This is a genomic window from Streptomyces sp. NPDC006610, from assembly GCF_040611575.1.
Classification (GTDB): domain Bacteria; phylum Actinomycetota; class Actinomycetes; order Streptomycetales; family Streptomycetaceae; genus Streptomyces.
This window is the reverse complement of record NZ_JBEXOP010000001.1, coordinates 59,049-81,867: the sequence shown is the minus strand read 5'-3', so window position 1 is coordinate 81,867 and position 22,819 is coordinate 59,049. Positions and strand designations below refer to the sequence as shown.

Genomic DNA, 22,819 nt, shown 5'->3' with positions numbered 1-22,819 from the left:
GCGGGCGACGGGATCACGCGGCGGCGCGGCGGGCGACGCAGTCGGCGAGGTGGTCGTCGACCAGGCCGCACGCCTGCATCAGCGCGTACGCCGTGGTGGGGCCGACGAAGCGCAGGCCCCGCTTCTTGAGCGCCTTGGACAGGGCCGTCGACTCCGGGGTGAGCGCGGGGACGTCGGCCAGGGCCTTGGGGACCGGGCGGGCGGCCGGGTCGGGGGCGTGGGACCAGATCAGCCCGTCCAGCTCGCCCGGCGCCCATCCGGCGAGCACGCGCGCGTTGGCGAGGGTGGCGTCGACCTTGGCGCGGTTGCGGATGATGCCGGGGTCGGCCAGCAGCCGCTCCCGGTCGGCGTCGGTGAACTCGGCGACCCTGGCGATCTCGAACCCGGCGAAGGCGGCGCGGAAGCCGGGGCGGCGGCGCAGGATGGTGATCCACGACAGCCCGGACTGGAACGCCTCCAGCGAGAGGCGTTCGAACAGGGCGTCGTCGCCGTGGACGGGGCGGCCCCACTCCTCGTCGTGGTAGGCCACGTAGTCCGGGGTGGACAGCGCCCACGGGCAGCGCAGGGCGCCGTCCGGGCCGGCCAGGGCCTCGCTCACGGCTGCTCCTCCCGCTGCTGCTGCTCGGGCTCGTCCGGGGCGCCGCCGCCGGCCGCGGTCCGGGCGCCGGCCAGGGCGGACTCCAGGTCGGCGATGCGGGCGTCGCGCTCGGCCAGCTCGGCGGCGAGCCGGCCGAGGGCGTCGTCGACGTCGGCCATGCGGTAGCCGCGCAGGGCGAGCGGAAAGCGCAGGGCGTCGATGTCCGCGCGGCCGACGGGACGGTCCGGGGGCAGCGGGTCGCGCAGCAGCTCCGGCCCCGTCCCGGTCAGCGGGCCGTTCTCGCCGCCGCCCACCACCGCGAGCGTCACCGCGGTGACCACGACGGCGAGGGCCACCACAAGGAACAAGAACATCACCATCGCTGAGGGTCCCCACGCTCGTGTCTCACGGACGGCACGCACCGGCGTACGGGGTGTCCCGCGGCGCGCGCCGACTTCGGATGTGTCAGGGTCCGATCGTGCCATGCGGTGCTGGCGGTTAGGGTCGCAGGCGGCCGAGAAGAGGCCGCCCAACGGGACGTACGAGGAGAGGCCACAGCGGATGCTCAGGCTGGGCAGGCGGGAATTCGAGCCGCACGAGCCGGTGATCATGGCGATCGTGAACCGGACCCCGGACTCGTTCTACGACCAGGGGGCGACCTTCCGCGACGAGCCCGCCCTCGCGCGCGTGGAGCGGGCTGTGACCGAGGGCGCCGCGATCATCGACATCGGCGGGGTCAAGGCGGGGCCCGGCGAGGAGGTCACCGCCGAGGAGGAGGCGCGGCGCACGGTCGGCTTCGTGGCGGAGGTGCGGCGGCGCTTCCCGGACGTGGTGATCAGCGTGGACACCTGGCGGCACGAGGTCGGCGAGGCCGTCTGCGAGGCGGGCGCCGATCTCCTGAACGACGCCTGGGGCGGGGTCGATCCCCGGCTCGCGGAGGTCGCCGCCCGCCACCGGGTCGGCCTGGTGTGCACGCACGCCGGCGGCGCCGAGCCCCGCACCCGCCCGCACCGGGTGACGTACGACGACGTGATGGCCGACATCCTCCGGGTGACCGTCGGACTCGCGGAGCGGGCGGTGGCGCTCGGCGTGCCGCGGGAGTCGGTGCTGATCGACCCGGGGCACGACTTCGGCAAGAACACCCGGCACAGCCTGGAGGCGACCCGGCGGCTCGGCGAGATGGTGGAGACGGGCTGGCCGGTGCTGGTGTCGCTGTCCAACAAGGACTTCGTCGGCGAGACCCTGGACCGCCCGGTGAAGGAGAGGGTGATCGGCACCCTGGCCACGACGGCGGTGTCGGCGTGGCTGGGCGCTCAGGTGTACCGGGTGCACGAGGTGGCGGAGACCCGCCAGGTGCTGGACATGGTGGCGTCGATCGCGGGCCACCGCCCCCCGGCGGCGGCCCGGCGGGGACTGGCCTGACCCGGGCGGGGCGCTATCGCCCCGCCTCCTTGGAGACCAGGGCCACCGCCTCGTCCACGTCGTCGGTGACGTGGAAGAGGAGGAGGTCCTTCTCCGCCGCCTTGCCCTGGGCGATGACCGTGCCGCGCAGCCAGTCGACCAGCCCGCCCCAGTACTCCGTGCCGAACAGCACGATGGGGAAGCGGGTGACCTTCTGGGTCTGCACCAGGGTGAGCGCCTCGAACAGCTCGTCGAGGGTGCCGAGGCCGCCCGGCAGGACCACGAAGCCCTGCGCGTACTTGACGAACATCATCTTCCGGACGAAGAAGTACCGGAAGTTGAGGCCGATGTCGACATAGGGGTTCAGCCCCTGCTCGAAGGGCAGCTCGATGCCGAGGCCGACCGAGATGCCCTTGGCCTCGCAGGCGCCCTTGTTGGCCGCCTCCATGGCCCCGGGGCCGCCGCCGGTGATCACCGCGAAGCCCGCCTCGACCAGCCCTCGGCCGAGCCGCACGCCCGCCTCGTACTCCGGGGAGTCGGCGGGGGTGCGGGCCGAGCCGAAGACGCTGATGGCCGGCGGGAGTTCGGCGAGGGTGCCGAAGCCCTCGATGAACTCCGACTGGATGCGCAGCACCCGCCAGGGGTCGGTGTGGACCCAGTCGGTGGGCGCGCGCTCGTCCAGCAGCCGCTGGTCGGTGGTGCTCGACTGCACCTGGTCCCGCCTGCGGAGGACCGGGCCCAGGCGCTGTTCCTCCGGCGGCCTCTTCTTGCCCTCGGGGTTGCCGGTAGCCATGTGCGCTCCCTCCGTCTGCAGGTGGTTCCACCTCAGCCTAGATCTACGCGGGTTACGTACGGGGGACCTCAGCATGTCCGCCGTGCGCCGGCGTAAACGCGATCACGCCGTCAGCCAGGCCCGCAGCCGCTCCTCCCCCGCGAGGATCTTCGCGGTGTCCACCCTTTCGTCCCGCTTGTGCGCCAAATGGGGATTGCCGGGACCGTAGTTGACGGCGGGGATGCCGAGGGCGCTGAAGCGGGAGACGTCCGTCCAGCCGAACTTGGGCTGCGGGGTGCCGCCGACCGCCTCGATGAAGGCCGCCGCGGCCGGGTGGGACAGCCCGGGCAGGGCCCCGCCGCTGTGGTCGTCGACCACGAACTCCTCGACCCCGCAGTCCGCGAACACCTCGCGGACGTGGTCGATCGCCTCCTGTTCGGTGCGGTCGGGCGCGTAGCGGAAGTTGACCGACACCACGCACTCGTCGGGGATGACGTTCCCGGCGACCCCGCCGGAGATCCCGACCGCGTTGAGGCCCTCGCGGTACTCCAGCCCGTCGATGACCGGCCGGCGCGGCTCGTAGGAGGCGAGGCGGGCCAGGATCGGGGCGGCCGCGTGGATGGCGTTGGACCCCATCCAGCCGCGCGCGGAGTGCGCCCGCTCCCCCTTGGTCTTCAGCAGCACCCGCAGCGTGCCCTGGCAGCCGCCCTCGACCTCGCCGTCGGACGGTTCCAGCAGCACCGCGAAGTCGCCGCGCAGCCACTCGGGGTGCGCCTCGGCGACGTGCCGCAGACCGTTGAGCTCGGCGGCGACCTCCTCGTTGTCGTAGAAGACGAAGGTCAGGTCGCGGTTGGGGGCCGGGACGGTGGCCGCGATGCGCAGCTGCACGGCCACGCCGGCCTTCATGTCGCAGGTGCCGCAGCCCCACAGCACGCCCTCGTCGTCGAGCCGGGAGGGCACGTTGTCGGCGATGGGCACGGTGTCGATGTGCCCCGCGAGGATCACGCGCTGCTCGCGGCCCAGATCGGTCCGGGCGATCACGTTGTTGCCGAAGCGGTCGACCGTCAGGTGCGGCAGGGTGCGCAGGGCGGCCTCGACGGCGTCCGCGAGGGGCTTCTCGGCGCCGCTCTCCGAGGGGATGTCGACGAGCCGGGCGGTCAGCCGCGCGGCATCCAGCGTGAGGTCAAGCGGGGTATCGGCCATGCCCCCGACCCTAGCGCCCGCCCCCGCGCACACGGTCCGTACCCTGCACGGAACCGCCCGTACTCTCCAGTACCTTGTTGGGATGCCAGAGCCGTCCCCCACCCCCAGCACGTCCCGGCGTCGCGGCCGCCTCCTGCGCACCGGGGCGGCCCTCGTGGTCCTGCTCGCCGTCGCGGCCTACCTCGCGGTGCAGTACGTCACCGGAGGCGCGGGCGGTCCGGGATGCAGGGTCGTCGCGGCCGACGGCGACGGGGAGACGTACGAGTTCTCGCCCGAGCAGGCGGTGAACGCGGCGACGATCACCGCCGTCGGCACCGCGCGGGGCCTGCCCGAGCGGGCGGTGACGATCGCGCTCGCGACCGCGCTCCAGGAGTCCGCCCTGCGCAACATCGACCACGGCGACCGCGACTCCCTCGGCCTCTTCCAGCAGCGGCCCTCCCAGGGCTGGGGCACCGAGCGCCAGATCATGGACCCGATCTACTCGGCGGGCATGTTCTACGACCACCTCGTCGAGGTGCCGGACTACACCGAGCTGCCGCTCACCGTCGCCGCCCAGCGGGTGCAGCGCAGCGGTTTCCCGGAGGCGTACGCCAAGCACGAGCCCGATGCCGCGCTGCTCGCCGCCGCGCTGACCGGGCGGGCCGGCGGAACGCTCACCTGCGCCGGCCGGCCGGACGCCGTGCGGGCCGCCGGTCCGGACGCGGTGCGCGACGCGCTGCTGCGCGACTTCGGGCGGGACGCGGTGCAGCAGGCCGGCTCGGCCGTGCCGGACGCCGCCGCGGCCTCCCCCGCGCCCGCGCCCGCCCCGGCGACGAGCGTCCCGGAGGCCGAGACCAGCGGGCGCACGGTGACCGTGCCCGTGGAGGGCGCCGGCCGGGACGGGCGGGACGCCGGGGAGCGCGGCTGGCAGTTCGCCCACTGGGCGGTGGCCAACGCCTCGGCGCTGCGCATCGAGCGGGTCTCGTACGCGGGCCGGGAGTGGATCGCGGGCCGCACCGACAGCCAGTGGCGGCCGGTCGCGGAGGACGCCAAGGGCGGCGACGGGGCGGACGGGGCCGCGGAGGCGGCGGTCCGCATCGTCACCGCGCAGTAGTACGACGCTTCACCCGCAGGGGTTACGCAGGCCCTTGTCGCGGCCGGTGGGTTCAGGTTTTCGCGCCTTCACCCCCAGGCACGCCGGACCCCTTGGGCGGCAAGGGCCGTAAGGATTCAGCAGACTTTAGGACCGGGTCCCTTTCATCCCGTTTCCTTCACAGCCGATTATGCGACGCATTGCCAACTCTTTACGGTGGGCCGCCGCAACCTTCGGAGGCTTCGAGCGGTAGTCACTGCGTCCGGGCCCGGTCGGCGGAAGTCGCCAACCGCCGGGAAACACCGGACAGTTCACCGTTCTCTTCCGTCAAAGGAGCATCATGTCCCTGCCTCTGACCCGCCGGATCGCCCGTGCCGCGCTGCTCGTCGCCGCGGGAGCGGCAGCCGGGGTCGGTGCGGCCGGCTCCGCCAGCGCGGCGCCCGAGCTGCCCGCCGCCCCGAACCTCGGCGGGCTGACCGCGGTGGACGGCGCGCACGTCGGCGAGGCCGTCGACGGCGCGGCCCAGAAGACCACGAAGACGGTCGGCGACGCCGGCGGCAAGACGGTCAAGAAGGCGGTGCCGGCCGCGGGCAAGACCGGCGGCCAGGCCGTGAAGAAGGCGGCTCCGGCGGTGCAGCGGGCGGCGGGCGACGTCGCGGCCTCGGCCGGGGACGTCGTCGGCGACACCGCCTCCACGGCGGCCAAGGGCTCGCTGCCCACGGACGGCCTGGCCAAGGGCGGCCTGCCGGCGGGCCAGGGCCTGCCGCTGAGCTGACGCCGCCGCACCCCCGAGCACGACGGCGGGGTCCAGGGAGTTCCCTGGACCCCGCCGTCGTGCGTGAACGTCCCGGACGCCTACCGGGCCGCGGCCAGGCGCTCGGCGGCCGCCCGTACGCGCTCGTCGGTGGCCGTGAAGGCGACCCGGACGAAGCGCTCGCCCGCCGGACCGTAGAAGTCGCCCGGGGCGACCAGGATGCCCAGTCCGGCGAGGTGGGCGACGGTGTCCCAGCAGGACTCCTCGCGGGTGGCCCACAGGTACAGGCTGGCCTCGCTGTGCTCGATGCGGAAGCCGTGTCCGACCAGCGCCTCCCGCAGGATCGCGCGGCGGGCGGCGTAGCGCTCGCGCTGGACGCGGACGTGCTCGTCGTCGGCGAGGGCCGCGGCGGCCGCCGCCTGCGTCGGGGCCGACGTCATCATGCCGCCGTGCTTGCGGATCTCCAGCAGCGGGCCGAGGACCGCCGGGTCGCCCGCGAGGAACGCGGCGCGGTAGCCGGCGAGGTTGGACCGCTTGGACAGCGAGTGCACGGCGACGATGCCCTCGTAGGAGCCGCCGTTGACGTCGGGGTGGAGCACCGAGACCGGGTCGGCCTCCCAGCCCAGCTCCAGGTAGCACTCGTCGGAGAAGACCAGCACCCCGTGCTCGCGGGCCCAGGCCACGACACGCGTCAGCTCGTCCTTGCCGAGCACCCGGCCGGTCGGGTTGGAGGGCGAGTTGAGCCAGAGCAGCCGCAGGTTCGCCGGGTCGAGGGCGGTCGGGTCGTCGTACGCCTGGTGGTCGGCGCGGGCGAGCCGGGCGCCCACCTCGTACGTCGGGTAGGCCAGCCGCGGGTAGGCCACCGTGTCGCCGGGGCCGAGCCCGAGCTGGGTCGGGAGCCAGGCGACCAGCTCCTTGGAGCCGACGATCGGCAGCACATGCCGGTGGGTGACCTCACGGGCGCCCAGCCGGCGCTCCAGCCAGCCGGTGATCGCGTCGCGCAGCGCGGGCGTGCCCCACACCGTCGGATAGCCCGGCGAGTCCGCGGCGTCGACCAGCGCTTTCCGGATCGGCTCCGGCACCGGGTCGACCGGGGTGCCGACGGACAGGTCGACGATGCCGTCCGGGTGCGCCGCGGCCGTCTGCTTGTACGGCGCGAGCTTGTCCCACGGGAAGGCGGGCAGGCGGTCGGAGACTGCGGACACGGTTACTGGCTCACTTTCGTACGGTGCGGCGCCCCGCGGGCTCACAGGGGAACGCCTCGGTCCCGCACGGCGCGGGGCCGTACGGGACCGAGGCGGCACGGCAGGGGCGGGCCGATTACGTGATTACTCGGCCGCCTGCGGCGGGAGCGCGGCGACGAACGGGTGGTCGCGCTCGATCAGCCCGAGCTTGCTGGCGCCACCGGGGGAGCCCAGCTCGTCGAAGAACTCGACATTGGCCTTGTAGTAGTCCTTCCACTCCTCCGGGACGTCGTCCTCGTAGAAGATCGCCTCGACCGGGCAGACCGGCTCACAGGCACCGCAGTCGACGCATTCGTCCGGGTGGATGTACAAGGACCGCTGGCCCTCGTAGATGCAGTCGACCGGGCACTCCTCGATGCACGCCTTGTCCTTGACGTCGACACAAGGCTGCGCGATGACGTAGGTCACGCTGTCGTTCCTCCTCGATAGGGCGCTGGCGGGCCTCCGTAGGCTCCGCCGCCTGGCGCGCGGGAGCGCGGCGTCGTCGATGCCCGCCCCTAGTATCTCCGTTCTTGGGCGTGAACCGAACAGGAGGGGTGAAGCGACCTGTGGAAATATCCGCGAAGGGACGCCTCGAAGTCCGTATCACCGCCGCTGACGTGGGCAAACGGGTCTCCGTTCGGCGTCTGCTGGCCCCCGCTGGCACGGGGGAGATTTTCACCGACACGGTCGGCGTTCTCACATCATGGGACCGCGGTGTGCTGACGATCACACGACGCGACGGCGAACGCGTCACCGTCGAGGAGTCCTCGCTGGTCGCGGGCAAGACGGTGCCCGCCGCCCCGGCCCGCCGCCGGGGGCCGGCCGCCTCCTACGAGGAGCTGGCTCGGGTCGCGGCGCGCGCCTGGCAGCCGGTCGAGAGCACCCGTCTGGGTGACTGGGAGCTGCGGGCCGCCGCCGGGTTCACCCGGCGCGCCAACTCCGTCCTCCCGCTCGGCGACCCCGGCGTGCCCCTGGACGAGGCGCTGACGGCCGTACGCCGCTGGTACGGCGCGCGCGGCCTGCCGGCGTACGTGCAGACCGCCACCGGCGCCGAGGGCACGCAGGAGCTGCTCTGCGCAGAGCTGGAGGAGCGCGGCTGGGTGCGCGAGGTGTCGGCCGAGCTGTGGGTCGGCGCGCTCGCCCCGCTCGCCGACCGCGCCCGGGGGCCGGAGGTGGCGCTGTCCAGGGAGGCGGACGGCGACTGGCTGTCCCGGTATCGGCGCAAGGGCGTGAGCGAGGTGGCGCTGCGGGTGCTGGGGGCGGGGCCGTCGGTGTGGTTCGCGACGGTGCCGGGCGAGGGCGGGCCGGCCGCGATCGGGCGGTGCGTGGTGGACGGGCGGTGGGCCGGTTTCGCCGCCGTGGAGGTCGATCCTGCGCTGCGGCGGCGGGGGCTGGCCTCGGCCGTCATGGCGGCGCTGGCCCGCCGGGCCCTCGACGAGGGCGCGTCCGCGGCCTGGCTGCAGGTCGAGACGGACAACGCGCCGGCGCGTGCGCTGTACTCGGGAATGGGCTTCGCCGCGCACCACGCCTACCACCACTACCGGTCTCCGTGAAAGGGCTCCCCTCCCCCATGAACGACCCCTTCCCGCCGCCGCCCGGGCGCGCCGCCGAGCTGCGCCGGCGGTTCGCCGAGGAGGCCCGCGCCGAGCGGCCCGATCTGGCCGCCCTGTGCCTGCTGGCGGCGGCGCAGGGGGACGCCGCACTGGACGAGGCGGGGCTGGACGCCGCGCAGGTCGAGCTGGACCGGCTGGCGGGCGAGGTGCGGTTCCGCCCGGGCGGCCCGCGCGCCTGGGCCGAGGCGCTGCGCGAACTGCTCGGCGAGCGGTACGGCTTCCACGGCACGCCGGGCGACTACCAGCGGCTGGACTCCTCGCTGCTGCACTCCGTGCTCCGGCGGCGGCGAGGGCTGCCGATCCTGCTGTCGGTGGTGTGGACGGAGGTCGCCCGGCGGGCGGGCGCGCCGGTGTACGGGGTGGCGCTGCCGGGGCACTTCGTGGTCGGGTTCGGTCCCCGCGAGGATCAGGTGCTGGCCGACCCGTTCGACGGAGGCCGCGTGCTCACCGGGGACGACGCGGAGCTGCTGGTGGCGGGGGCGACGGGGACCGGGCTGGACCCCGCGCTGCTGGAGCCGGCGGATCCGCTGGACGTCGTGCTGCGCATCCTGAACAACGTGCGGGCGTGGGCGGCGGCGCGGCCCGAGCGGACCGACGTGGCGCTGTGGGCGGTGGAGTCGTCCCTGCTGCTGCCCTCGCATCCGGCGCGGCTGCGGTTCGAGCGGGCGCAGTTGCTGGTGCGGCGGGGCGAGTTCCTGGCGGGGGCCGGTGAGCTGGAGGCGTACGCCGAGGTGGTGGGGGCGGTGGACGCGGAGGCCGCCGAACGGGTGCGGGCGCTGGCCCGTGCGGCCCGGGCCAGGCTCAACTAGGAGGCTCCGGCAACGGGACAGGGCGCCCGGCCGTGTCCGGGCGCCCTGTCCTCGTACGGTCCTCGTGCGTCAGCTGGGGTCCGTGTCGATCGTCGCCACCCGGTTGGTGGTGCTCGTCAGGGCCGGGCGCAGGGCGCCGATCACGTCCTCCACCGTCACCGGGGTCTTCTGGCCCGTGGCCCGGGTGATGAGCACGCCGTCGAACGTGCTGCCGTACAGCTCCTTGAGCGCGGCCTTGTCGTAGGTGTCGACCAGCTTGCCGTCGACGGCCTGGACGCGCAGGAACTTCCACAGCGAGTTCTCGGGGCTGAACGCGATCCGGTGCGCCGGGTCCGTCTCGACGGTGACGATGTCGGACATCGCCGGCTCGGCGAACTCCTTCATCATCCGGTCGACCTCGGCCTTGGCGACCGTCGGCTCCTTGGTGGTCGTCGGCACGCCCACCGGCGCGCCGGTCCCCTTCTCCACCTGGGTGCGGTACGCCTTCTCGACGGCCTCGGCGGCCTGGTCGACGGCGATGCCCTTGCCCGGCTTGCCGTAGACGGGGACCGCCTTGCCGGACTCGAACCTGATCGTGCCCTCGGTCGCCGTACCGGCGCCGCCCGCGGCGGTCTGAAGCGCGGACCGCAGCTTCTCCTCGTCCACCGGCATGACCGGCTCCACGACCCGCTGCTCGCCGAAGAGGGAGCCGATCACGGAGACCGGGTTGTAGTCGCTCCTGGCGGCGGCGCCGACCGTGGCGTCCACGTCGAACTGGAGGCCGGCCTGGTCCGGCTTGAGGGAGACCGTGTCGCCGTCCACGGACAGCTTCAGCGGCTTGGCGATGCGGTCGCCGAGGGCCTCGTCCAGCTTCTTGACGGCGTCGTCGCGGGTGCCGCCGCCGATGTCGACGCCGAGGACGTAGGTGCCCTTGGGCACGTCGGAGTGGTTCATCAGCAGCCCTGCGCCGTAGGCGACGCCGAGCAGGGTGATCGCGGCGCCGACGAGCAGGACCAGCTTGCTGCGGCCCTTCTTCCTCTTCGGGGGCGCCGCCGCGGGCACGCTCTGCTGCACGGGCTCCGGCAGCTTCGGCGGGGTGTGCGGCAGCACCCCGTCGGAGGCGCCGCCGGGGCCGAAGGGGGCGGGGCGGTCGGCGGAGGGCACCACGGGGATGCCGCTGCTGACGGTGTCGCCGGAGACGTTGTCGGGGCCGTAGAAGCCGCCGGGCGGCGGTTCGGGGGCCGGCTTCTGCGGGGTGAGGATCGCGGTGTCGTCGCTGAGGCCGCCGCCCGGGAGCGCGCCGGTGTGGCCGGGGTGCCCGGCGGCAGCGGGCGGGGCGAGCGGGCCGTCGCCGGCGGCCGGACCTCCGGGCGGGAGCGGGCCGTCGCCGGTGACCGGGCCGCCGGTCGGGCCGGCGGGGCGCCGGGGCAGACCGGGGCGCGGCTCGCCCTCCTCCGGGAAGTACGGGGTGTCCTCGCGCCGCGACTCGGCCGCCGCGAGGGCGTCGGTCACGTCGAAGGAGCCGGTGCCGCCGCCGTGCCCGGGAGCGACCGGGCCGCCCGTGGCGCCGGGCAGGCCCGCACCGTTCGTCCTGTTCGCCCCGCTCGTCCCGTTGGCGCTGCTCGCGCCGTTCACGCCGCTCGGCCGGGAACCGCCCGGCAGGCTCATCGCGCCGACCACGCCACCGGGGCGACCGGCCGCGGGACGCGCGCCGCCGGGGGCGGGGGCGCCGGCGGCCGTTCCGCCCGCGCTCGGGCCGGAGCCCGTGGACGCGGCGGCCGTGCCGTTCTGGGCGCCCTGGGCCGGGGCGGACTTGCGGGGCGCGAACCAGTCGCTGGTCTTCTCCTCGGCCGACGCCGACGCCGACGCCGGAGCGGACGTGGACGCCGGCGTCGCCGGCCGGCCCGGCTGGGACGCGTCCGCGGCCTGGGCCGACGGTGCGGGCGGTACGGGCCGCCGGGGCAGGTCCGCCGGCTCGGCGGGAGACCCGGCGGCGCCCGCGCCGGGGGCCGCAGCGCCCGGCGTCGTGGGCTCCGCGCCCGTGTCGTCGGCGGATTCGCCGTCCGCCACGGGCTTGCGCATGACGACCGGCGGGATCGGCCGCGATCCGGGGATGTTGATCCGGATACGGGTCGTCAGCGTGGTCTCGGTCTTGCGCTCCTCCGGCTGCGTGGCCGAACGGCCCGCGCCCGCACCGCCGTCGGCGCCCGCGGAGGTGCCGTAGGGCGGGGTGCCCGAGGGGTATGCGGCTCCGCCGCGCCCGTTGGGCCCGGAGGACGGACTGTCTGTTTCACGACTCAAGGCAGGTTCTCCCGGTTGGCTCCGCCGCCCTCGAACGCCTTGCTCTGCGCTGGGGGTACCCCCTGCTCCAGCCAGGTGGAGAGCTCGGGGAGGCTCGGCGGCGGCACCAACCATACTGGCCGCTTCCGGCGCTTATCCCACGACCGCCGGGGAAACCCACACGGGACTCGCACGAGCGCGAACCGGCGAACGGGTACGTCACTTGCCAAGTCGGACGGCCGGCCCGTCCGGTTGCCGCCCCGGTCCGAGGGTGGCGCAGATCACAGCCACGGCGATGCCGCCGAGCAGGAAGAGATAGGAGCCGGCTCCCGCGGCGAAGAGGAAGTCGCCCTCGGGACGGGAGGCGGTGAGCAGGATGACGGAGAGCATCCAGCCCCCGGCGCCCGCCGCCGCCCCGCCCCGGCCGCCGGTGAGCCGGGCGCCGCCGAGAAAGGTCCCGGCCGCGCCGGCGAGCGCCAGCAGCAGCCCGCCCGGGAACCAGCCGGACTGCACCAGCGCCCCGGCGCCGCCGACGGCGAGTCCCAGCAGGAACAGCCCGAGATGGGCGAGGATCCGCCCGGCGGAGGGCCGGTGCGGGGGCCGGGCGAGCAGCGAGCCGCGGTCCGTCGTCATGACGCCTCCCCGTTCCGCGTGGTCCCGGAGGCGCCGGCGGCCCCTGCGGCCCCCGGGCCCTGCGCGATCCCGGCGAACAGGTCCGTCTCCCGCTCGTCACCGCGCCCACCGCCCTCTCCGCGCACCAACTGGTAGTACTCGGTACGGAAGACCGGCTGCGCCAGCTCATTGGAGAGCGCGAAATACGGCTCGGCGACCTCGATCTGCGTGGCGTGCGCGCGCATCGCGGCGACCTTGGCGGCGTAGTACGGGCCGGCGTCGATCCCGGTGGTGATCAGCTCGTCCTCGACCACGCCCGGCACGTCCCCGACGGAGGCCGCGGCGGCGAAGGGCAGGCCGGGCAGGTCCTCGCGCAGCCGGGCGAAGGCTGCCTCGGCGACCGTGCGGGGGACGCGGTTCCAGTAGACCTTGGCGACCGGGCAGCCGGCGTCGGCGGCCAGTTCGGCGGCGCGCATGGCGATGCGGTGGGCCTGGATGTGGTCGGGGTGGCCGTAGCCGCCGTCCGGGTCGTAGGCGACCATCACCTGGGGGCGCACCTCCCGGATGACCTCGGCCAGCAGGGCGGCGGCCTCCTCGACGTCGGCCTGCCACAGGCAGTGCGGGTCGTCGTTGTCGGCCAGCCCCATCATGCCGGAGTCGGCGTAGCGGCCGGGTCCGCCGAGCTGACGGAAGTCCGTGACGCCCAGTTCGCGCATGGCGGCGGCCAGTTCGCGCAGGCGGTGTTCGCCGAGGGCGGGACCGGAGAGGTGGGCGAGCTCGGGCGGGATGACCTCGCCGCGCTCACCGAGGGTGCAGGTGACCAGCGTCACCCGCGCCCCCTCGGCGGCGTACTTGGCCATGGTGGCGCCGTTGTTGATCGACTCGTCGTCCGGGTGCGCGTGCACCAGCAGCAGACGCCGGCCGGGCTGTTCCGTCATGGGGCAAGCCTACGAGGGACCGGGGCCCCGGCCCGCCCCGGCGGCTCAGAACTTGATGCTTCCGATCATCCCCGCGATGTTCGTCGTCAGCTCGTCGATCGTCGGAGCGATGGTCGAAGAGGCGAGGTAGAAGCCCAGCAGCATGCAGACCACCGCATGCCCTGCCTTCAGCCCTGACTTCTTGATCAGAAGGAAGACGATGATCGCCAGCAGCACCACCGCCGAAATCGAGAGTGCCACGGCGGCTCACCTCCAAGGACCCAGGGGACGTGGGGGATTCAGCATCAGGGGCAAGCGGTTCTTACCCACTTTGCGCGACTGATCATAACTATCCGTACGAGGGCATCGGTCGGCGCACGGCGACACAAGGGGGCGCATGGCCAATATGGTCGGGGCATGACGACCGAGGTTGAGTCCTTTCCCAGGCGCCATGCCCGAACCCAGCGGTTCACGCTCGGCGCGCCGCGTTCGTTCACCGTGTCGCCCGACGGGGCGCGTGTCGTGTTCCTCCGGTCCCCTTCGGGCACGGACCGGGCGAACTCCCTGTGGGTGCTCGACACGGCGGACGCCGTGGAGCGGGTGGCGGCGGACCCGCGGGCGCTGCTCGGCGGGGCCGAGGAGCGGCTGCCGCCGCAGGAGCGGGCGCGCCGGGAGCGCAGCCGGGAGGGCGGTGCGGGCATCGTCGGCTACGCCACCGACGCCGCCGTGGAACTGGCCTCTTTCGCCTTGTCGGGGCGGCTTTTCACGGCCGAGCTGCGGGCCGGCACGGCGCGGGAGCTGCGGGTGCGCGGTCCGGTGGTGGACCCGCGGCCCTCCCCCGACGGACGGCACGTGGCCTACGTCGCGGACGGCGCGCTGCGCGTGGTGGGCGCCGAGGGCGACGGTGACCGGGCGCTGGCCGAACCGGACGGCGAGGGGGTGACGTACGGGCTCGCGGAGTTCATCGCGGCGGAGGAAATGGGGCGTTCGCGTGGTTTCTGGTGGAGCCCCGAGTCCGACCGGCTGCTCGTGGCCCGCGTGGACGACACGCCGGTGCGGCGGTGGTGGATCTCCGACCCGGCCCATCCGGAACGTGAGCCACATCATGTCGCCTACCCGGCTGCGGGCACTGGGAACGCGGACGTGCGGCTGTTCGCGGTCGGGCTGGACGGGGGCCGCACGGAGGTCCTCTGGGACCGGGCGCGCTATCCGTATCTGGCGCGAGTGCACTGGTCAGCGGCGGGTGCGCCGCTGCTCCTGGTACAGGCGCGGGACCAGCGCGGCCAGCTGTTCCTGGCCGTCGACCCGGACACCGGCGCGACCCGGATGGTGCACGCCGATGAAGATCCAACTTGGCTGGAACTTTTCCCCGGAGTGCCCTGCTGGTCCCCCTCCGGGCAGCTGGTGCGGATCGCCGACGAGGGCGGCGCCCGGGTCCTCGCGGTGGGCGAACGGCCGCTGACCGGAGCCCAGTTGCACATCCGTGCGGTGCTGGACGTCACCGACCAGGACGTGCTGGTCTCGGCGTCCGCGGGCGAGGAGGCGGAGCATCCGGAGATCGGCGAGGTGCACGTCTACCGGGTCAACGAGCTGGGCTGGGAGCGGCTGTCGCAGGAGCCCGGCGTGCACTCGGCGGTCCGCGCGGGGGACGTGACCGTGCTGGTGTCGGCCACGCTCGACCGGCCGGGGGCGCTGGTGCGGGTGCTGCGCGACGGCGAGCCGGCGGCGACGGTCCGGTCGTACGCCGAAGACCCCGGCATGTCGCCCCGGGTGACCCTGCTGGAGGGGGGCGCACGGCGAATTCCGTGCGCCCTGCTTATGCCACGGGACTACCGCGGTGACACTCCCCTGCCGGTTCTGCTCGATCCCTACGGCGGTCCGCACGGCCAGCGGGTGGTCGCCGCGCACAACGCGCACCTGACCTCGCAGTGGTTCGCCGACCAGGGGTTCGCGGTGGTCGTGGCGGACGGGCGCGGCACGCCGGGCCGGTCGCCTGCCTGGGAGAAGGCCGTCAGGGACGATCTGGCGGAGGTCGTCCTCCAGGACCAGATCGACGCGCTGCACGCGCTCGCCGCCGACCATCCGCTCGACCTCGGCCGGGTCGCGATCCGGGGCTGGTCCTTCGGCGGCTATCTGGCCGGGCTCGCGGTGCTGCGCCGCCCGGACGTCTTCCACGCCGGCGTGGTGGGCGCCCCGGTGACGGATCTGCGGCTGTACGACACCCACTACCAGGAGCGCTACCTCGGGCACCCGGACGAGCGACCCGAGGTGTACTCCCGCAACTCGCTCGTCGACGACTCCGGCCTGGTGGCCGCCGCCGAGCCGCACCGCCCGATGCTGATCGTCCACGGCCTGGCCGACGACAACGTGGTGGTGGCGCACACCCTGCGCCTGTCCTCGGCCCTCCTGGCCGCCGGCCGCCCGCACGAGGTGCTCCCGCTGTCGGGGGTGACCCACATGACCCCGCAGGAGACGGTCGCGGAGAACCTGCTCCTGCTCCAGCTGGACTTCCTGCGGCGGTCGCTGGGCCTCTAGGAACAGCAGCGGGCCGGGGTGACATGGCGCAACCCCGGCCCGCTCACGGCACCCGCACGGCCGTACGCTGTACAGACTGACGCGTCCGTATATCGGAGCGGCTTCCGTGAAGTTGCCTGCGTGTTAACGCGTTTCGTGGTCATTTGCGCGGGTGTGGCCGGTGCTCCTCCGGCGGCACCACCTGCTTCTCCTCCGCGAAGTGGCAGGCCGAGTCGTGCGCCGCGGGCCCCGGGGTGTGCCGGAACTCCGCGGGCACGGCCAGCGCCGGGACCTCCAGGGCGCAGCGCTCCCGCGCCTTCCAGCAGCGGGTGCGGAAACGGCAGCCCGAGGGGATGTTGGTGGGCGAGGGCACGTCCCCGGCGAGGATGATCCGCTCGCGGTGCTCCCGGGCCTGCGGGTCGGGCACGGGGACGGCCGAGAGCAGCGCCTGGGTGTAGGGGTGCGTCGGGTGGTCGTAGATCTCGGCGTCGCGGCCGGTCTCGACGATCCGGCCGAGGTACATCACGCCGACCCGGTCCGAGATGTGCCGGACGATCGACAGGTCGTGCGCGATGAACAGGTAGGACAGCTCGAACTCGTTCTGGAGCCGCTCCATCAGGTTGATCACCTGCGCCTGGACGGAGACGTCGAGGGCGGAGACCGGCTCGTCGGCGACGATGATCTCGGGGCGCAGGGCGAGGCCCCGGGCGATGCCGATGCGCTGGCGCTGGCCGCCGGAGAACTGGTGGGGATAGCGGTTGATGTACTCCGGGTTGAGGCCGACCACGTCGAGCAGCTCCTGCACCCGTCGGCGCCGGTCGCCCTTCGGGGCCACCTCGGGATGGATGTCGTACGGCTCCCCGACGATGTCGCCGACCGTCATCCGCGGGTTGAGCGAGGTGTACGGGTCCTGGAAGACCATCTGGATGTTGCGGCGCACGGCCTTCAGCGCCCTGCCGGACAGCCGGGTGACGTCCTCGCCCTTGTACTTGATCACCCCGGCCGTCGGCTTCTCCAGGTTGACCAGCATCCGCGCGACCGTGGACTTGCCGCAGCCGGACTCGCCGACGATGCCGAGGGTCTCGCCCCGGTGCAGGGTGAAGTCGACGCCGTCGACGGCCTTCACCGCGCCGATCTGCTTGCGGAACAGGACGCCCCGGGTGAGCGGGTAGTGCTTGACCAACCCGGCCACCTCCAGGATCGGCTCAGCCATGCAGGCACTCCCTCCAGAAGTGGCAGGCGCTCGTGCGGTCCGCGGCCGAGTCGGTGACCTGGTACAGCGGGGGCACGTCCGTGCGGCACACATCACGGGCCATGGGGCAGCGCGGGTGGAAGGCGCAGCCCTGCGGGATGTCCAGCAGGCTGGGCGGCAGGCCCTTGATGGCGTAGAGCTCGTGGCCCTTTTGGTCCAGGCGCGGGATGGAGTCGAGCAGACCGCGCGTGTAGGGGTGGGCCGGCGCCTTGTAGATGTCGTGGACCGGCGCCGACTCCACGATCCGGCCCGCGTACATGACCGCGATCCGGTCGGCCACGTCGGCGACCACGCCGAGGTCGTGGGTGATGAGGATCAGCCCCATGTCCAGCTCCCGCCGCAGCTGGGCGAGCAGCTCCATGACCTGGGCCTGGACGGTGACGTCGAGGGCGGTGGTGGGCTCGTCGGCGATGATCAGCGCCGGTTCCAGGGCCAGCGCCATCGCGATCATGATGCGCTGGCGCATGCCGCCGGAGAACTGGTGCGGGTACTGCCTGACCCGCTCCCCGGCGGCCGGGATGCGGACCCGGTCCATCAGCTCGACGGCCTTGGCCCGGGCGTCCTTCTTCGACATGCCCCGGTGCACCGTGAACATCTCGCCGAGCTGGTCCCCCACGGAGAGCACGGGGTTGAGGGCGGACAGCGCGTCCTGGAAGATCATCGCCATCTCGGCGCCGCGCACCTTTCGCCGCTCCTCCTCCTTGAGCTTCAGCAGGTCCCGGCCCTTGAAGACGACCTCGCCGCCGGTGATCCGCCCGGGCGGCATGTCGAGGATGCCCATCACGGCCTGGGCGGTGACCGACTTGCCCGAGCCGGACTCGCCGAGCACGGCGAGGGTCTCACCGGCGTCCACCGCGTAGCCGACGCCGTTGACGGCCCGGGCGACGCCGTCGCGGGTCCGGAACTCCACGCGCAGGTCGCGCACTTCGAGCAGCACGGCGGTTCACCTCAGCTTCGGGTCGAGGGCGTCGCGCACCGCGTCGCCGAGCATGATGAACGCCAGCACGGTCACGGCCAGCGCTCCGGAGGGCCACAGCAGGGCGTGCGGGGCGTTGCGGATGTAGGGCGAGGCGGCGGAGATGTCGATGCCCCAGGAGACGCTGGGCGGCTTCAGGCCGACGCCGAGGTACGACAGGGTGGCCTCCAGCGCGATGTAGGTGCCGAGCGCGATGGTGGCCACGACGATCACCGGGGCGACCGCGTTGGGCGCGATGTGCCGCAGGAGCAGCCGGGAGTTGGAGGAACCGAGGGCGCGGGCGGCCTGGACGTAGTCGTGCTGCTTGGCGGTGATGACGGAGCCGCGGGCGATGCGGGAGATCTGCGGCCAGCCGAGCAGCACCATGAAGCCGATCACCGGCCAGATGCTGTTGCTGGTGACGACGGACAGCAGCACCAGGCCGCCGAGCACGACGGGGATGGCGAAGAAGACGTCGGTGATCCTGGACAGGACGGCGTCCCAGATGCCGCCGAAGAACCCGGCGAGCCCGCCGAGCACGCTGCCGAGCACGGCGACCCCGAGCGTGGCGAGGACGCCGACCGCGACGGAGGTGCGGGCGCCGTGGACGGTGCGCGTGTAGACGTTGCAGCCCTGTCCGTCGTAGCCGAAGGGGGCGCCGGGGCCGGGGCCCTCCTGCGCCTTGGCCAGGTCGCACTTCAGGGGGCTGCCGGAGGCGATCAGGGACGGCCAGAGCGCGATGACCAGGAGGAACAGGATCACCAGCGCGGAGATGAGGAAGACCGGGTTGCGGCGCAGGTCGTGCCAGGCGTCGGACCACAGCGAGCGCGGCCGGCCGGAGGGGCCCGTGCCGTCGGGGCCGGACGGGATCTTCTCCAGGCTGACCGCCTCGCTCGCGGCGAGGTCCATCTGGCCGCCCATGCCGGTGCCGGCGACGGCGCCGTCGTGTTCCCTGGCGTCAGACATAGCGGATCCTCGGGTCGAGTACGGCGTACAGCAGGTCGACGAGGAGGTTGGCGACGAGGAAGACCAGCACCAGCACGGTCACGAAGCCGACGACGGTCTGGGTGTTCTGGCGCAGGATGCCCTGGTAGAGCTGGTAGCCGACGCCGTGGATGTTGAAGATGCGCTCGGTGACGATCGCGCCGCCCATCAGCGCGCCGATGTCGGTGCCGATGAACGTGACCACGGGGATCAGGGAGTTGCGCAGCAGGTGCCGGGTCACGACCCGGCGCCGGGGCAGCCCCTTGGCGATGGCCGTGCGGACGTAGTCGGACCGCTTGTTCTCCGCGATCGACGTCCGCGTCAACCGCGTCACATAGGCGAGCGAGACGGAGGCGAGGACCAGTCCGGGCAGGATCAGCTCGTCGAACCGGGCGTCGGAGGAGACGGACGGCCGGATCCAGCCCCACTCGACGCCGAGCAGCAGCTGGAGCAGCAGGCCGGTGACGAAGGTCGGCACCGAGATGACGACCAGGGTGACCAGCAGGACCGTGGTGTCGACGGGACGGCCGCGGCGCAGGCCGGTGATCACGCCCAGGGTGATGCCGATGACGATCTCGAACAGGATGGCGACGACGGTCAGCCGGATGGTGACGGGGAACGCGGACGCCATCAGCTCGGTCACCGGCTGGCCGTTGAAGGCGGTGCCGAAGTCGCCGGTGAAGACGTTGCCCATGTAGGTCAGGTACTGCTGCCACACCGGCTTGTCGAGGCCGAACTCCCGTCTGAGCTGGGCGGCCGTCGCCGGGTCGCACTCCCGGTCCCCGCACAGACCGGCGATGGGGTCGCCCATCACGTTGACCATGAGGAAGATCAACAGGGTCGCCCCGACGAATACCGGGATCATCTGCAGCAGCCGCCGCAGGACGTAGCGTCCCATGGCGCCGCCTCAGCCAACCTTGATCTCGTTGTACACGGGGACGCTGAAGGGGTTGAGCTTCACGTCCGACAGGCGCTCGGAGTAGCCGGCGCTGCCGTTCTGGTACCAGAGCGGGATCGCCGCCATCTCGTCCCGGACGACCTCCTGGGCCTGCTGGAAGGTCTGCACCGCCGTGGCGGTGTCGGTCTCCGCGTTGGCCTTGTCGATCAGGTCGTCGAACTTCTTGTTGCTCCACTTGCCGTCGTTGGAGGAGGCGTTGGTGTAGTAGAGCGGCTGGAGGAAGTTCTGGATCAGCGGGTAGTCCATCTGCCAGCCCGCGCGGAACGGGCCGGACATCTTGCGGTCGGTGATCTGGCTGCGGAAGTCGGCGAAGGTGCCGACGGGGTTGCCGACGCAGGCCTTGTCGTTGCCGAGGGCGTTGTTGATGGAGTTGCAGACGGCGTCGACCCACTGCTTGTGGGAGCCGGTGTCCGCGTTGTAGGTGATCTTGACCTGGCCGCCGGGGAGCCCGCCGCCCTCCTCGACGAGCTTCCTGGCCGCCGCGGCGTCGTACTCGCACCACTCGCCGCACAGCCCTTCCTTGTAGCCGCCGTCCTCGCCGAGGACCGGGGACGTCCAGTCGGTGGCGGGGGTGCGGGTCTTCTGGAAGATGGTGTCGGTGATCTGCGTACGGTCGATCGCCCGGGACAGGCCCTTGCGGACCTTGTCCATGCCCTCCTTGTTCCACCTCTTGTCGTAGTACGGGAAGGCGAGGGTCTGGATGATGCCGGCGGGGGTGTTGAGGTAGCGGTCGCCGAGGTCGTTCCGGACGTTCTTGAGCTGGGAGGCGGGGACGTCGTCGACGAGGTCGAGGTTGCCGGCCATCAGGTCGGTGTAGGCGGTGTTGTTGTCGGTGTAGACCTTGAGGTCGACGCCGCCGTTTCGCGCCTTGTCCTCGCCCGGGTACTCCTCCCACGCGCGCAGGGACATCTGGGAGCCCTTGGCGTACGACTGCACGGTGTACGGGCCGTTGCCGACGGGCTTGCTCAGCCAGGCGTCGTGGTCCTCGAAGAAGGCGCGCGGGAGGGGAGCGTACGCCGGGTAGCCGAGGGTGTCGGGGAAGGTGGAGAACTTCTGGCTGAGCCGCACGGTGAAGGTGCGCTCGCCGGTGACCTTCAGCCCCGACAGCGTCTCGGCGGTCTGCTTGCTCCCGTCCTCGGGGTGGACCTTGTCGTAGCCGTCGATGTAGCTGAAGAAGTACGCGTTGCGCTGGTTGTTCTTCAGGCTCGCGCCGTAGTTCCAGGCGTCGACGAACGACCTCGCGGTGACCTTCTCGCCGTTGCTGAAGGTCCAGCCGTCCTTGACGGTGACGGTGAAGGTCTGCGAGTCCTCGGTCTCGATGCTCTCCGCGAGCATGTCCTCGGCCTCGCCGGTCCCGGGGTCGTACCGCTTCAGCCCGCGGAAGATCATGTCGAGGACCTTGCCGCCCTGCACCTCGTTGGTGTTCGCGGGCTCCAGCGGGTTCTGCGGATCGCCCCAGGAGGAGCTGAGCACCGCCCCGCCGTCCCCGCTCCCGCTCCCTCCGCCGTCGCCTCCTCCGCAGGCCGTCGCCGCGAGGGCCACCGCCACCGCGCAGGCGACCCCTTTGACGTGCGTGGCTCCTGGCATGGTGTGCCTCCTCGTCGTGCGCGGTACCGCCGGCGCCGGGACGCCGCTTCATTACCGGCCAATATCGGCCCGTAACACGCATACCGCACACGCTGGGAGCCCTTTGGGCTAAGCGGCGGCGGGTACGACGACGGGAGGCGGGAGCCGTACGGCTCCCGCCTCCCGTCCTGCGATCGTCACCGGTCGCCGTGCGGGCCCGCGCCCGCCCCGGTTCACTCCTTGCCGGCCGTGCCGCCCTCGTCGTGGGACTCCAGCGCCTTCAGCGCCGGGTCGAGGACGACGTCCTCGGCGCGGGCCTCGGTCGTCGGCTCCTCCGGGAAGTGGCAGGCCGTCAGGTGGCCCTCGCGGTTGCCGGTGATCTGGACGAGCGGCGGCTCCTCCGTGGCGCACTTGTCCTGCGCCTTCCAGCAGCGGGTGCGGAAGCGGCAGCCGGACGGCGGGTGGATCGGCGAGGGCACGTCGCCGGAGAGGCGGATGCGCTCGCGCTGCTCGGCGTCGTCGCCGATCTCCACCTCGGGCACGGCCGACAGCAGGGCGTGGGTGTACGGGTGGCGGGGCCGGTTGTAGATGGAGTCCCGGTCGCCGACCTCGACCACCTTGCCGAGGTACATCACCGCGACCCGCTGCGAGAAGTGCCGCACGATCGCCAGGTCGTGGGCGATGAAGACGAACGCGATGCCGAGTTCGTCCCGCACCTTCTGGAGCAGGTTGACGACCTGCGCCTGGATGGAGACGTCGAGCGCGGAGACGGGCTCGTCGGCGACGATCAGCTTGGGGTTCAGCGCGAGCGCGCGGGCGACGCCGATGCGCTGGCGCTGACCGCCGGAGAACTCGTGCGGGAAGCGGTTGTAGTGCTCGGGGTTGAGACCGACCAGCTCCAGCAGCTCGCGCACCCGGTTCTCCAGGCCGCCCTCGGGCTTGATCCCGTTGACCTCCATCGGCGACTTGATGATCGTGCCGACGGTCTGCCGCGGGTTCAGCGACGAGTACGGGTCCTGGAAGATCATCTGAATCTCGGACCGCACCGGCGCCAGCTTCTTGCGCGAGGCGGTGGTGATGTCCTGGCCCCGGTAGGTGATCCGGCCGGCCGTCGGCTCCATCAGGCGGGTGATGAGCCGGCCCGTGGTCGACTTGCCGCAGCCGGACTCGCCGACCAGGCCGAGGCTCTCGCCGACGCCGACGCTCAGGTCGACGCCGTCGACGGCCTGGACGGCGCCCACCCGGCGCCGGATCGGGAAGCCGCCGTAGATCGGGAAGTGCTTGGTCAGGCCGCTGACCTCGAGCAGCGTCTCCCGGGTGGTGCCGGTGGAACCCTGCTGTGCGGGGAGGGTGAGGTTGTCGCTCATGATCTCGT

Annotated in this window: 22 protein-coding genes; 6 read left to right on the top strand and 16 right to left on the bottom strand. The window is 72.9% G+C overall.

Annotation, left to right across the window (positions count from 1 at the left end; all coding sequences use genetic code 11):
- Nucleotides 1-13: 13 nt before the first annotated feature.
- Together ABZY13_RS00375 and ABZY13_RS00370 are read right to left on the bottom strand one after the other, a co-directional pair.
- Complete coding sequence (locus tag ABZY13_RS00375) at nucleotides 14-598, bottom strand: DNA-3-methyladenine glycosylase I (RefSeq protein ID WP_356626402.1); 585 nt, start codon at nucleotides 596-598, stop codon at nucleotides 14-16.
- Nucleotides 595-957, bottom strand: a complete 363-nt coding sequence (locus tag ABZY13_RS00370; protein WP_356626400.1) for a DivIVA domain-containing protein — start codon at nucleotides 955-957, stop codon at nucleotides 595-597. Before ABZY13_RS00370 ends, ABZY13_RS00375 begins: the two co-directional genes overlap by 4 nt.
- 181 nt (nucleotides 958-1,138) lie before the next feature.
- On the opposite strand from ABZY13_RS00370, the gene folP reads away from it, so the two are divergent.
- Entirely contained in the window at nucleotides 1,139-1,999 is an 861-nt protein-coding gene (gene folP, locus ABZY13_RS00365) for a dihydropteroate synthase (RefSeq protein WP_356626398.1), read from the top strand.
- Between the two features lie 13 nt (nucleotides 2,000-2,012).
- On the opposite strand, the gene ABZY13_RS00360 is transcribed toward folP, so the two are convergent.
- Both ABZY13_RS00360 and dapE read right to left on the bottom strand, forming a co-directional pair.
- Entirely contained in the window at nucleotides 2,013-2,771 is a 759-nt protein-coding gene (locus ABZY13_RS00360) for a TIGR00730 family Rossman fold protein (RefSeq protein ID WP_356626397.1), read from the bottom strand.
- Nucleotides 2,772-2,873: 102 nt separating this feature from the next.
- Entirely contained in the window at nucleotides 2,874-3,953 is a 1,080-nt protein-coding gene (gene dapE, locus ABZY13_RS00355) for a succinyl-diaminopimelate desuccinylase (RefSeq protein WP_356626396.1), read from the bottom strand.
- Between the two features lie 82 nt (nucleotides 3,954-4,035).
- Between dapE and ABZY13_RS00350 the strand changes: the two genes are divergently transcribed.
- Together ABZY13_RS00350 and ABZY13_RS00345 are read left to right on the top strand one after the other, a co-directional pair.
- Nucleotides 4,036-5,046 (top strand): heavy metal transporter, encoded by a 1,011-nt coding sequence (locus tag ABZY13_RS00350; protein WP_356626394.1) that lies wholly within the window; start codon nucleotides 4,036-4,038, stop codon nucleotides 5,044-5,046.
- A gap of 319 nt (nucleotides 5,047-5,365) precedes the next feature.
- Nucleotides 5,366-5,800 (top strand): ATP-binding protein, encoded by a 435-nt coding sequence (locus tag ABZY13_RS00345; RefSeq protein ID WP_356626393.1) that lies wholly within the window; start codon nucleotides 5,366-5,368, stop codon nucleotides 5,798-5,800.
- An 80-nt stretch (nucleotides 5,801-5,880) separates the two neighbouring features.
- Here the strand turns inward: ABZY13_RS00345 and ABZY13_RS00340 are convergent, their stop codons facing one another.
- Nucleotides 5,881-6,984 carry a bifunctional succinyldiaminopimelate transaminase/glutamate-prephenate aminotransferase gene (locus ABZY13_RS00340; protein WP_356626391.1) on the bottom strand — a complete coding sequence of 368 codons (1,104 nt, stop codon included), beginning with the start codon at nucleotides 6,982-6,984 and terminating at the stop codon, nucleotides 5,881-5,883.
- Nucleotides 6,985-7,107: 123 nt separating this feature from the next.
- Entirely contained in the window at nucleotides 7,108-7,431 is a 324-nt protein-coding gene (gene fdxA / locus ABZY13_RS00335; RefSeq protein ID WP_356626389.1) for a ferredoxin, read from the bottom strand.
- Between the two features lie 140 nt (nucleotides 7,432-7,571).
- On the opposite strand from fdxA, the gene ABZY13_RS00330 reads away from it, so the two are divergent.
- Together ABZY13_RS00330 and ABZY13_RS00325 are read left to right on the top strand one after the other, a co-directional pair.
- Entirely contained in the window at nucleotides 7,572-8,558 is a 987-nt protein-coding gene (locus ABZY13_RS00330; protein WP_356626799.1) for a GNAT family N-acetyltransferase, read from the top strand.
- Between the two features lie 17 nt (nucleotides 8,559-8,575).
- Nucleotides 8,576-9,427: a transglutaminase-like domain-containing protein gene (locus tag ABZY13_RS00325; protein ID WP_356626387.1), complete on the top strand. Its 852-nt coding sequence runs from the start codon at nucleotides 8,576-8,578 to the stop codon at nucleotides 9,425-9,427.
- A gap of 69 nt (nucleotides 9,428-9,496) precedes the next feature.
- Here ABZY13_RS00325 and ABZY13_RS00320 read toward each other — a convergent pair whose 3' ends face one another.
- The 4 genes from ABZY13_RS00320 to ABZY13_RS00305 all read right to left on the bottom strand — a co-directional run bounded on the left by ABZY13_RS00320 (nucleotide 9,497) and on the right by ABZY13_RS00305 (nucleotide 13,476).
- Nucleotides 9,497-11,707 (bottom strand): hypothetical protein, encoded by a 2,211-nt coding sequence (locus ABZY13_RS00320; RefSeq protein WP_356626385.1) that lies wholly within the window; start codon nucleotides 11,705-11,707, stop codon nucleotides 9,497-9,499.
- Between the two features lie 198 nt (nucleotides 11,708-11,905).
- Nucleotides 11,906-12,319, bottom strand: a complete 414-nt coding sequence (locus tag ABZY13_RS00315; RefSeq protein WP_356626383.1) for a DUF6113 family protein — start codon at nucleotides 12,317-12,319, stop codon at nucleotides 11,906-11,908.
- A complete protein-coding gene (gene mshB, locus ABZY13_RS00310; RefSeq protein ID WP_356626382.1) occupies nucleotides 12,316-13,236 on the bottom strand; it encodes an N-acetyl-1-D-myo-inositol-2-amino-2-deoxy-alpha-D-glucopyranoside deacetylase in 921 nt (306 codons plus the stop codon). The genes ABZY13_RS00315 and mshB overlap by 4 nt, the downstream gene beginning before the upstream one ends.
- 45 nt (nucleotides 13,237-13,281) lie before the next feature.
- Entirely contained in the window at nucleotides 13,282-13,476 is a 195-nt protein-coding gene (locus ABZY13_RS00305; protein ID WP_356626380.1) for a hypothetical protein, read from the bottom strand.
- Between the two features lie 156 nt (nucleotides 13,477-13,632).
- Between ABZY13_RS00305 and ABZY13_RS00300 the strand changes: the two genes are divergently transcribed.
- On the top strand, nucleotides 13,633-15,750 hold the full coding sequence (locus ABZY13_RS00300) for a prolyl oligopeptidase family serine peptidase (RefSeq protein WP_356626379.1): 2,118 nt from the start codon (nucleotides 13,633-13,635) through the stop codon (nucleotides 15,748-15,750).
- 139 nt (nucleotides 15,751-15,889) lie between these two features.
- Here ABZY13_RS00300 and ABZY13_RS00295 read toward each other — a convergent pair whose 3' ends face one another.
- The 6 genes from ABZY13_RS00295 to ABZY13_RS00270 form a co-directional block, all read right to left on the bottom strand.
- Nucleotides 15,890-16,942 carry a dipeptide ABC transporter ATP-binding protein gene (locus ABZY13_RS00295; RefSeq protein ID WP_356626377.1) on the bottom strand — a complete coding sequence of 351 codons (1,053 nt, stop codon included), beginning with the start codon at nucleotides 16,940-16,942 and terminating at the stop codon, nucleotides 15,890-15,892.
- Entirely contained in the window at nucleotides 16,935-17,918 is a 984-nt protein-coding gene (locus ABZY13_RS00290; RefSeq protein WP_356626375.1) for an ABC transporter ATP-binding protein, read from the bottom strand. Before ABZY13_RS00290 ends, ABZY13_RS00295 begins: the two co-directional genes overlap by 8 nt.
- A gap of 6 nt (nucleotides 17,919-17,924) precedes the next feature.
- On the bottom strand, nucleotides 17,925-18,902 hold the full coding sequence (locus tag ABZY13_RS00285; RefSeq protein WP_356626373.1) for an ABC transporter permease: 978 nt from the start codon (nucleotides 18,900-18,902) through the stop codon (nucleotides 17,925-17,927).
- The gene (locus ABZY13_RS00280; protein ID WP_356626372.1) at nucleotides 18,895-19,818 is read right to left on the bottom strand and encodes an ABC transporter permease; all 924 of its coding nucleotides are present in this window, start codon (nucleotides 19,816-19,818) and stop codon (nucleotides 18,895-18,897) included. Before ABZY13_RS00280 ends, ABZY13_RS00285 begins: the two co-directional genes overlap by 8 nt.
- A 9-nt stretch (nucleotides 19,819-19,827) precedes the next feature.
- A complete protein-coding gene (locus ABZY13_RS00275; protein WP_356626370.1) occupies nucleotides 19,828-21,465 on the bottom strand; it encodes an ABC transporter substrate-binding protein in 1,638 nt (545 codons plus the stop codon).
- Between the two features lie 212 nt (nucleotides 21,466-21,677).
- Nucleotides 21,678-22,811 (bottom strand): dipeptide ABC transporter ATP-binding protein, encoded by a 1,134-nt coding sequence (locus ABZY13_RS00270; RefSeq protein WP_356626368.1) that lies wholly within the window; start codon nucleotides 22,809-22,811, stop codon nucleotides 21,678-21,680.
- Nucleotides 22,812-22,819 lie beyond the last annotated feature (8 nt).

Bases quoted from the DNA above. Each gene is read 5' to 3' on its own strand.
- ABZY13_RS00315 (WP_356626383.1), bottom strand. From the start codon at position 12,319: ATGACGACGGACCGCGGCTCGCTGCTCGCCCGGCCCCCGCACCGGCCC.
- dapE (WP_356626396.1), bottom strand. From the start codon at position 3,953: ATGGCCGATACCCCGCTTGACCTCACGCTGGATGCCGCGCGGCTGACC.
- ABZY13_RS00300 (WP_356626379.1), top strand. From the start codon at position 13,633: ATGACGACCGAGGTTGAGTCCTTTCCCAGGCGCCATGCCCGAACCCAG.
- folP (WP_356626398.1), top strand. From the start codon at position 1,139: ATGCTCAGGCTGGGCAGGCGGGAATTCGAGCCGCACGAGCCGGTGATC.
- mshB (WP_356626382.1), bottom strand. From the start codon at position 13,236: ATGACGGAACAGCCCGGCCGGCGTCTGCTGCTGGTGCACGCGCACCCG.
- ABZY13_RS00360 (WP_356626397.1), bottom strand. From the start codon at position 2,771: ATGGCTACCGGCAACCCCGAGGGCAAGAAGAGGCCGCCGGAGGAACAG.
- ABZY13_RS00345 (WP_356626393.1), top strand. From the start codon at position 5,366: ATGTCCCTGCCTCTGACCCGCCGGATCGCCCGTGCCGCGCTGCTCGTC.
- ABZY13_RS00370 (WP_356626400.1), bottom strand. From the start codon at position 957: ATGGTGATGTTCTTGTTCCTTGTGGTGGCCCTCGCCGTCGTGGTCACC.
- ABZY13_RS00280 (WP_356626372.1), bottom strand. From the start codon at position 19,818: ATGGGACGCTACGTCCTGCGGCGGCTGCTGCAGATGATCCCGGTATTC.
- ABZY13_RS00275 (WP_356626370.1), bottom strand. From the start codon at position 21,465: ATGCCAGGAGCCACGCACGTCAAAGGGGTCGCCTGCGCGGTGGCGGTG.
- ABZY13_RS00350 (WP_356626394.1), top strand. From the start codon at position 4,036: ATGCCAGAGCCGTCCCCCACCCCCAGCACGTCCCGGCGTCGCGGCCGC.
- ABZY13_RS00270 (WP_356626368.1), bottom strand. From the start codon at position 22,811: ATGAGCGACAACCTCACCCTCCCCGCACAGCAGGGTTCCACCGGCACC.
- ABZY13_RS00295 (WP_356626377.1), bottom strand. From the start codon at position 16,942: ATGGCTGAGCCGATCCTGGAGGTGGCCGGGTTGGTCAAGCACTACCCG.
- ABZY13_RS00325 (WP_356626387.1), top strand. From the start codon at position 8,576: ATGAACGACCCCTTCCCGCCGCCGCCCGGGCGCGCCGCCGAGCTGCGC.
- ABZY13_RS00285 (WP_356626373.1), bottom strand. From the start codon at position 18,902: ATGTCTGACGCCAGGGAACACGACGGCGCCGTCGCCGGCACCGGCATG.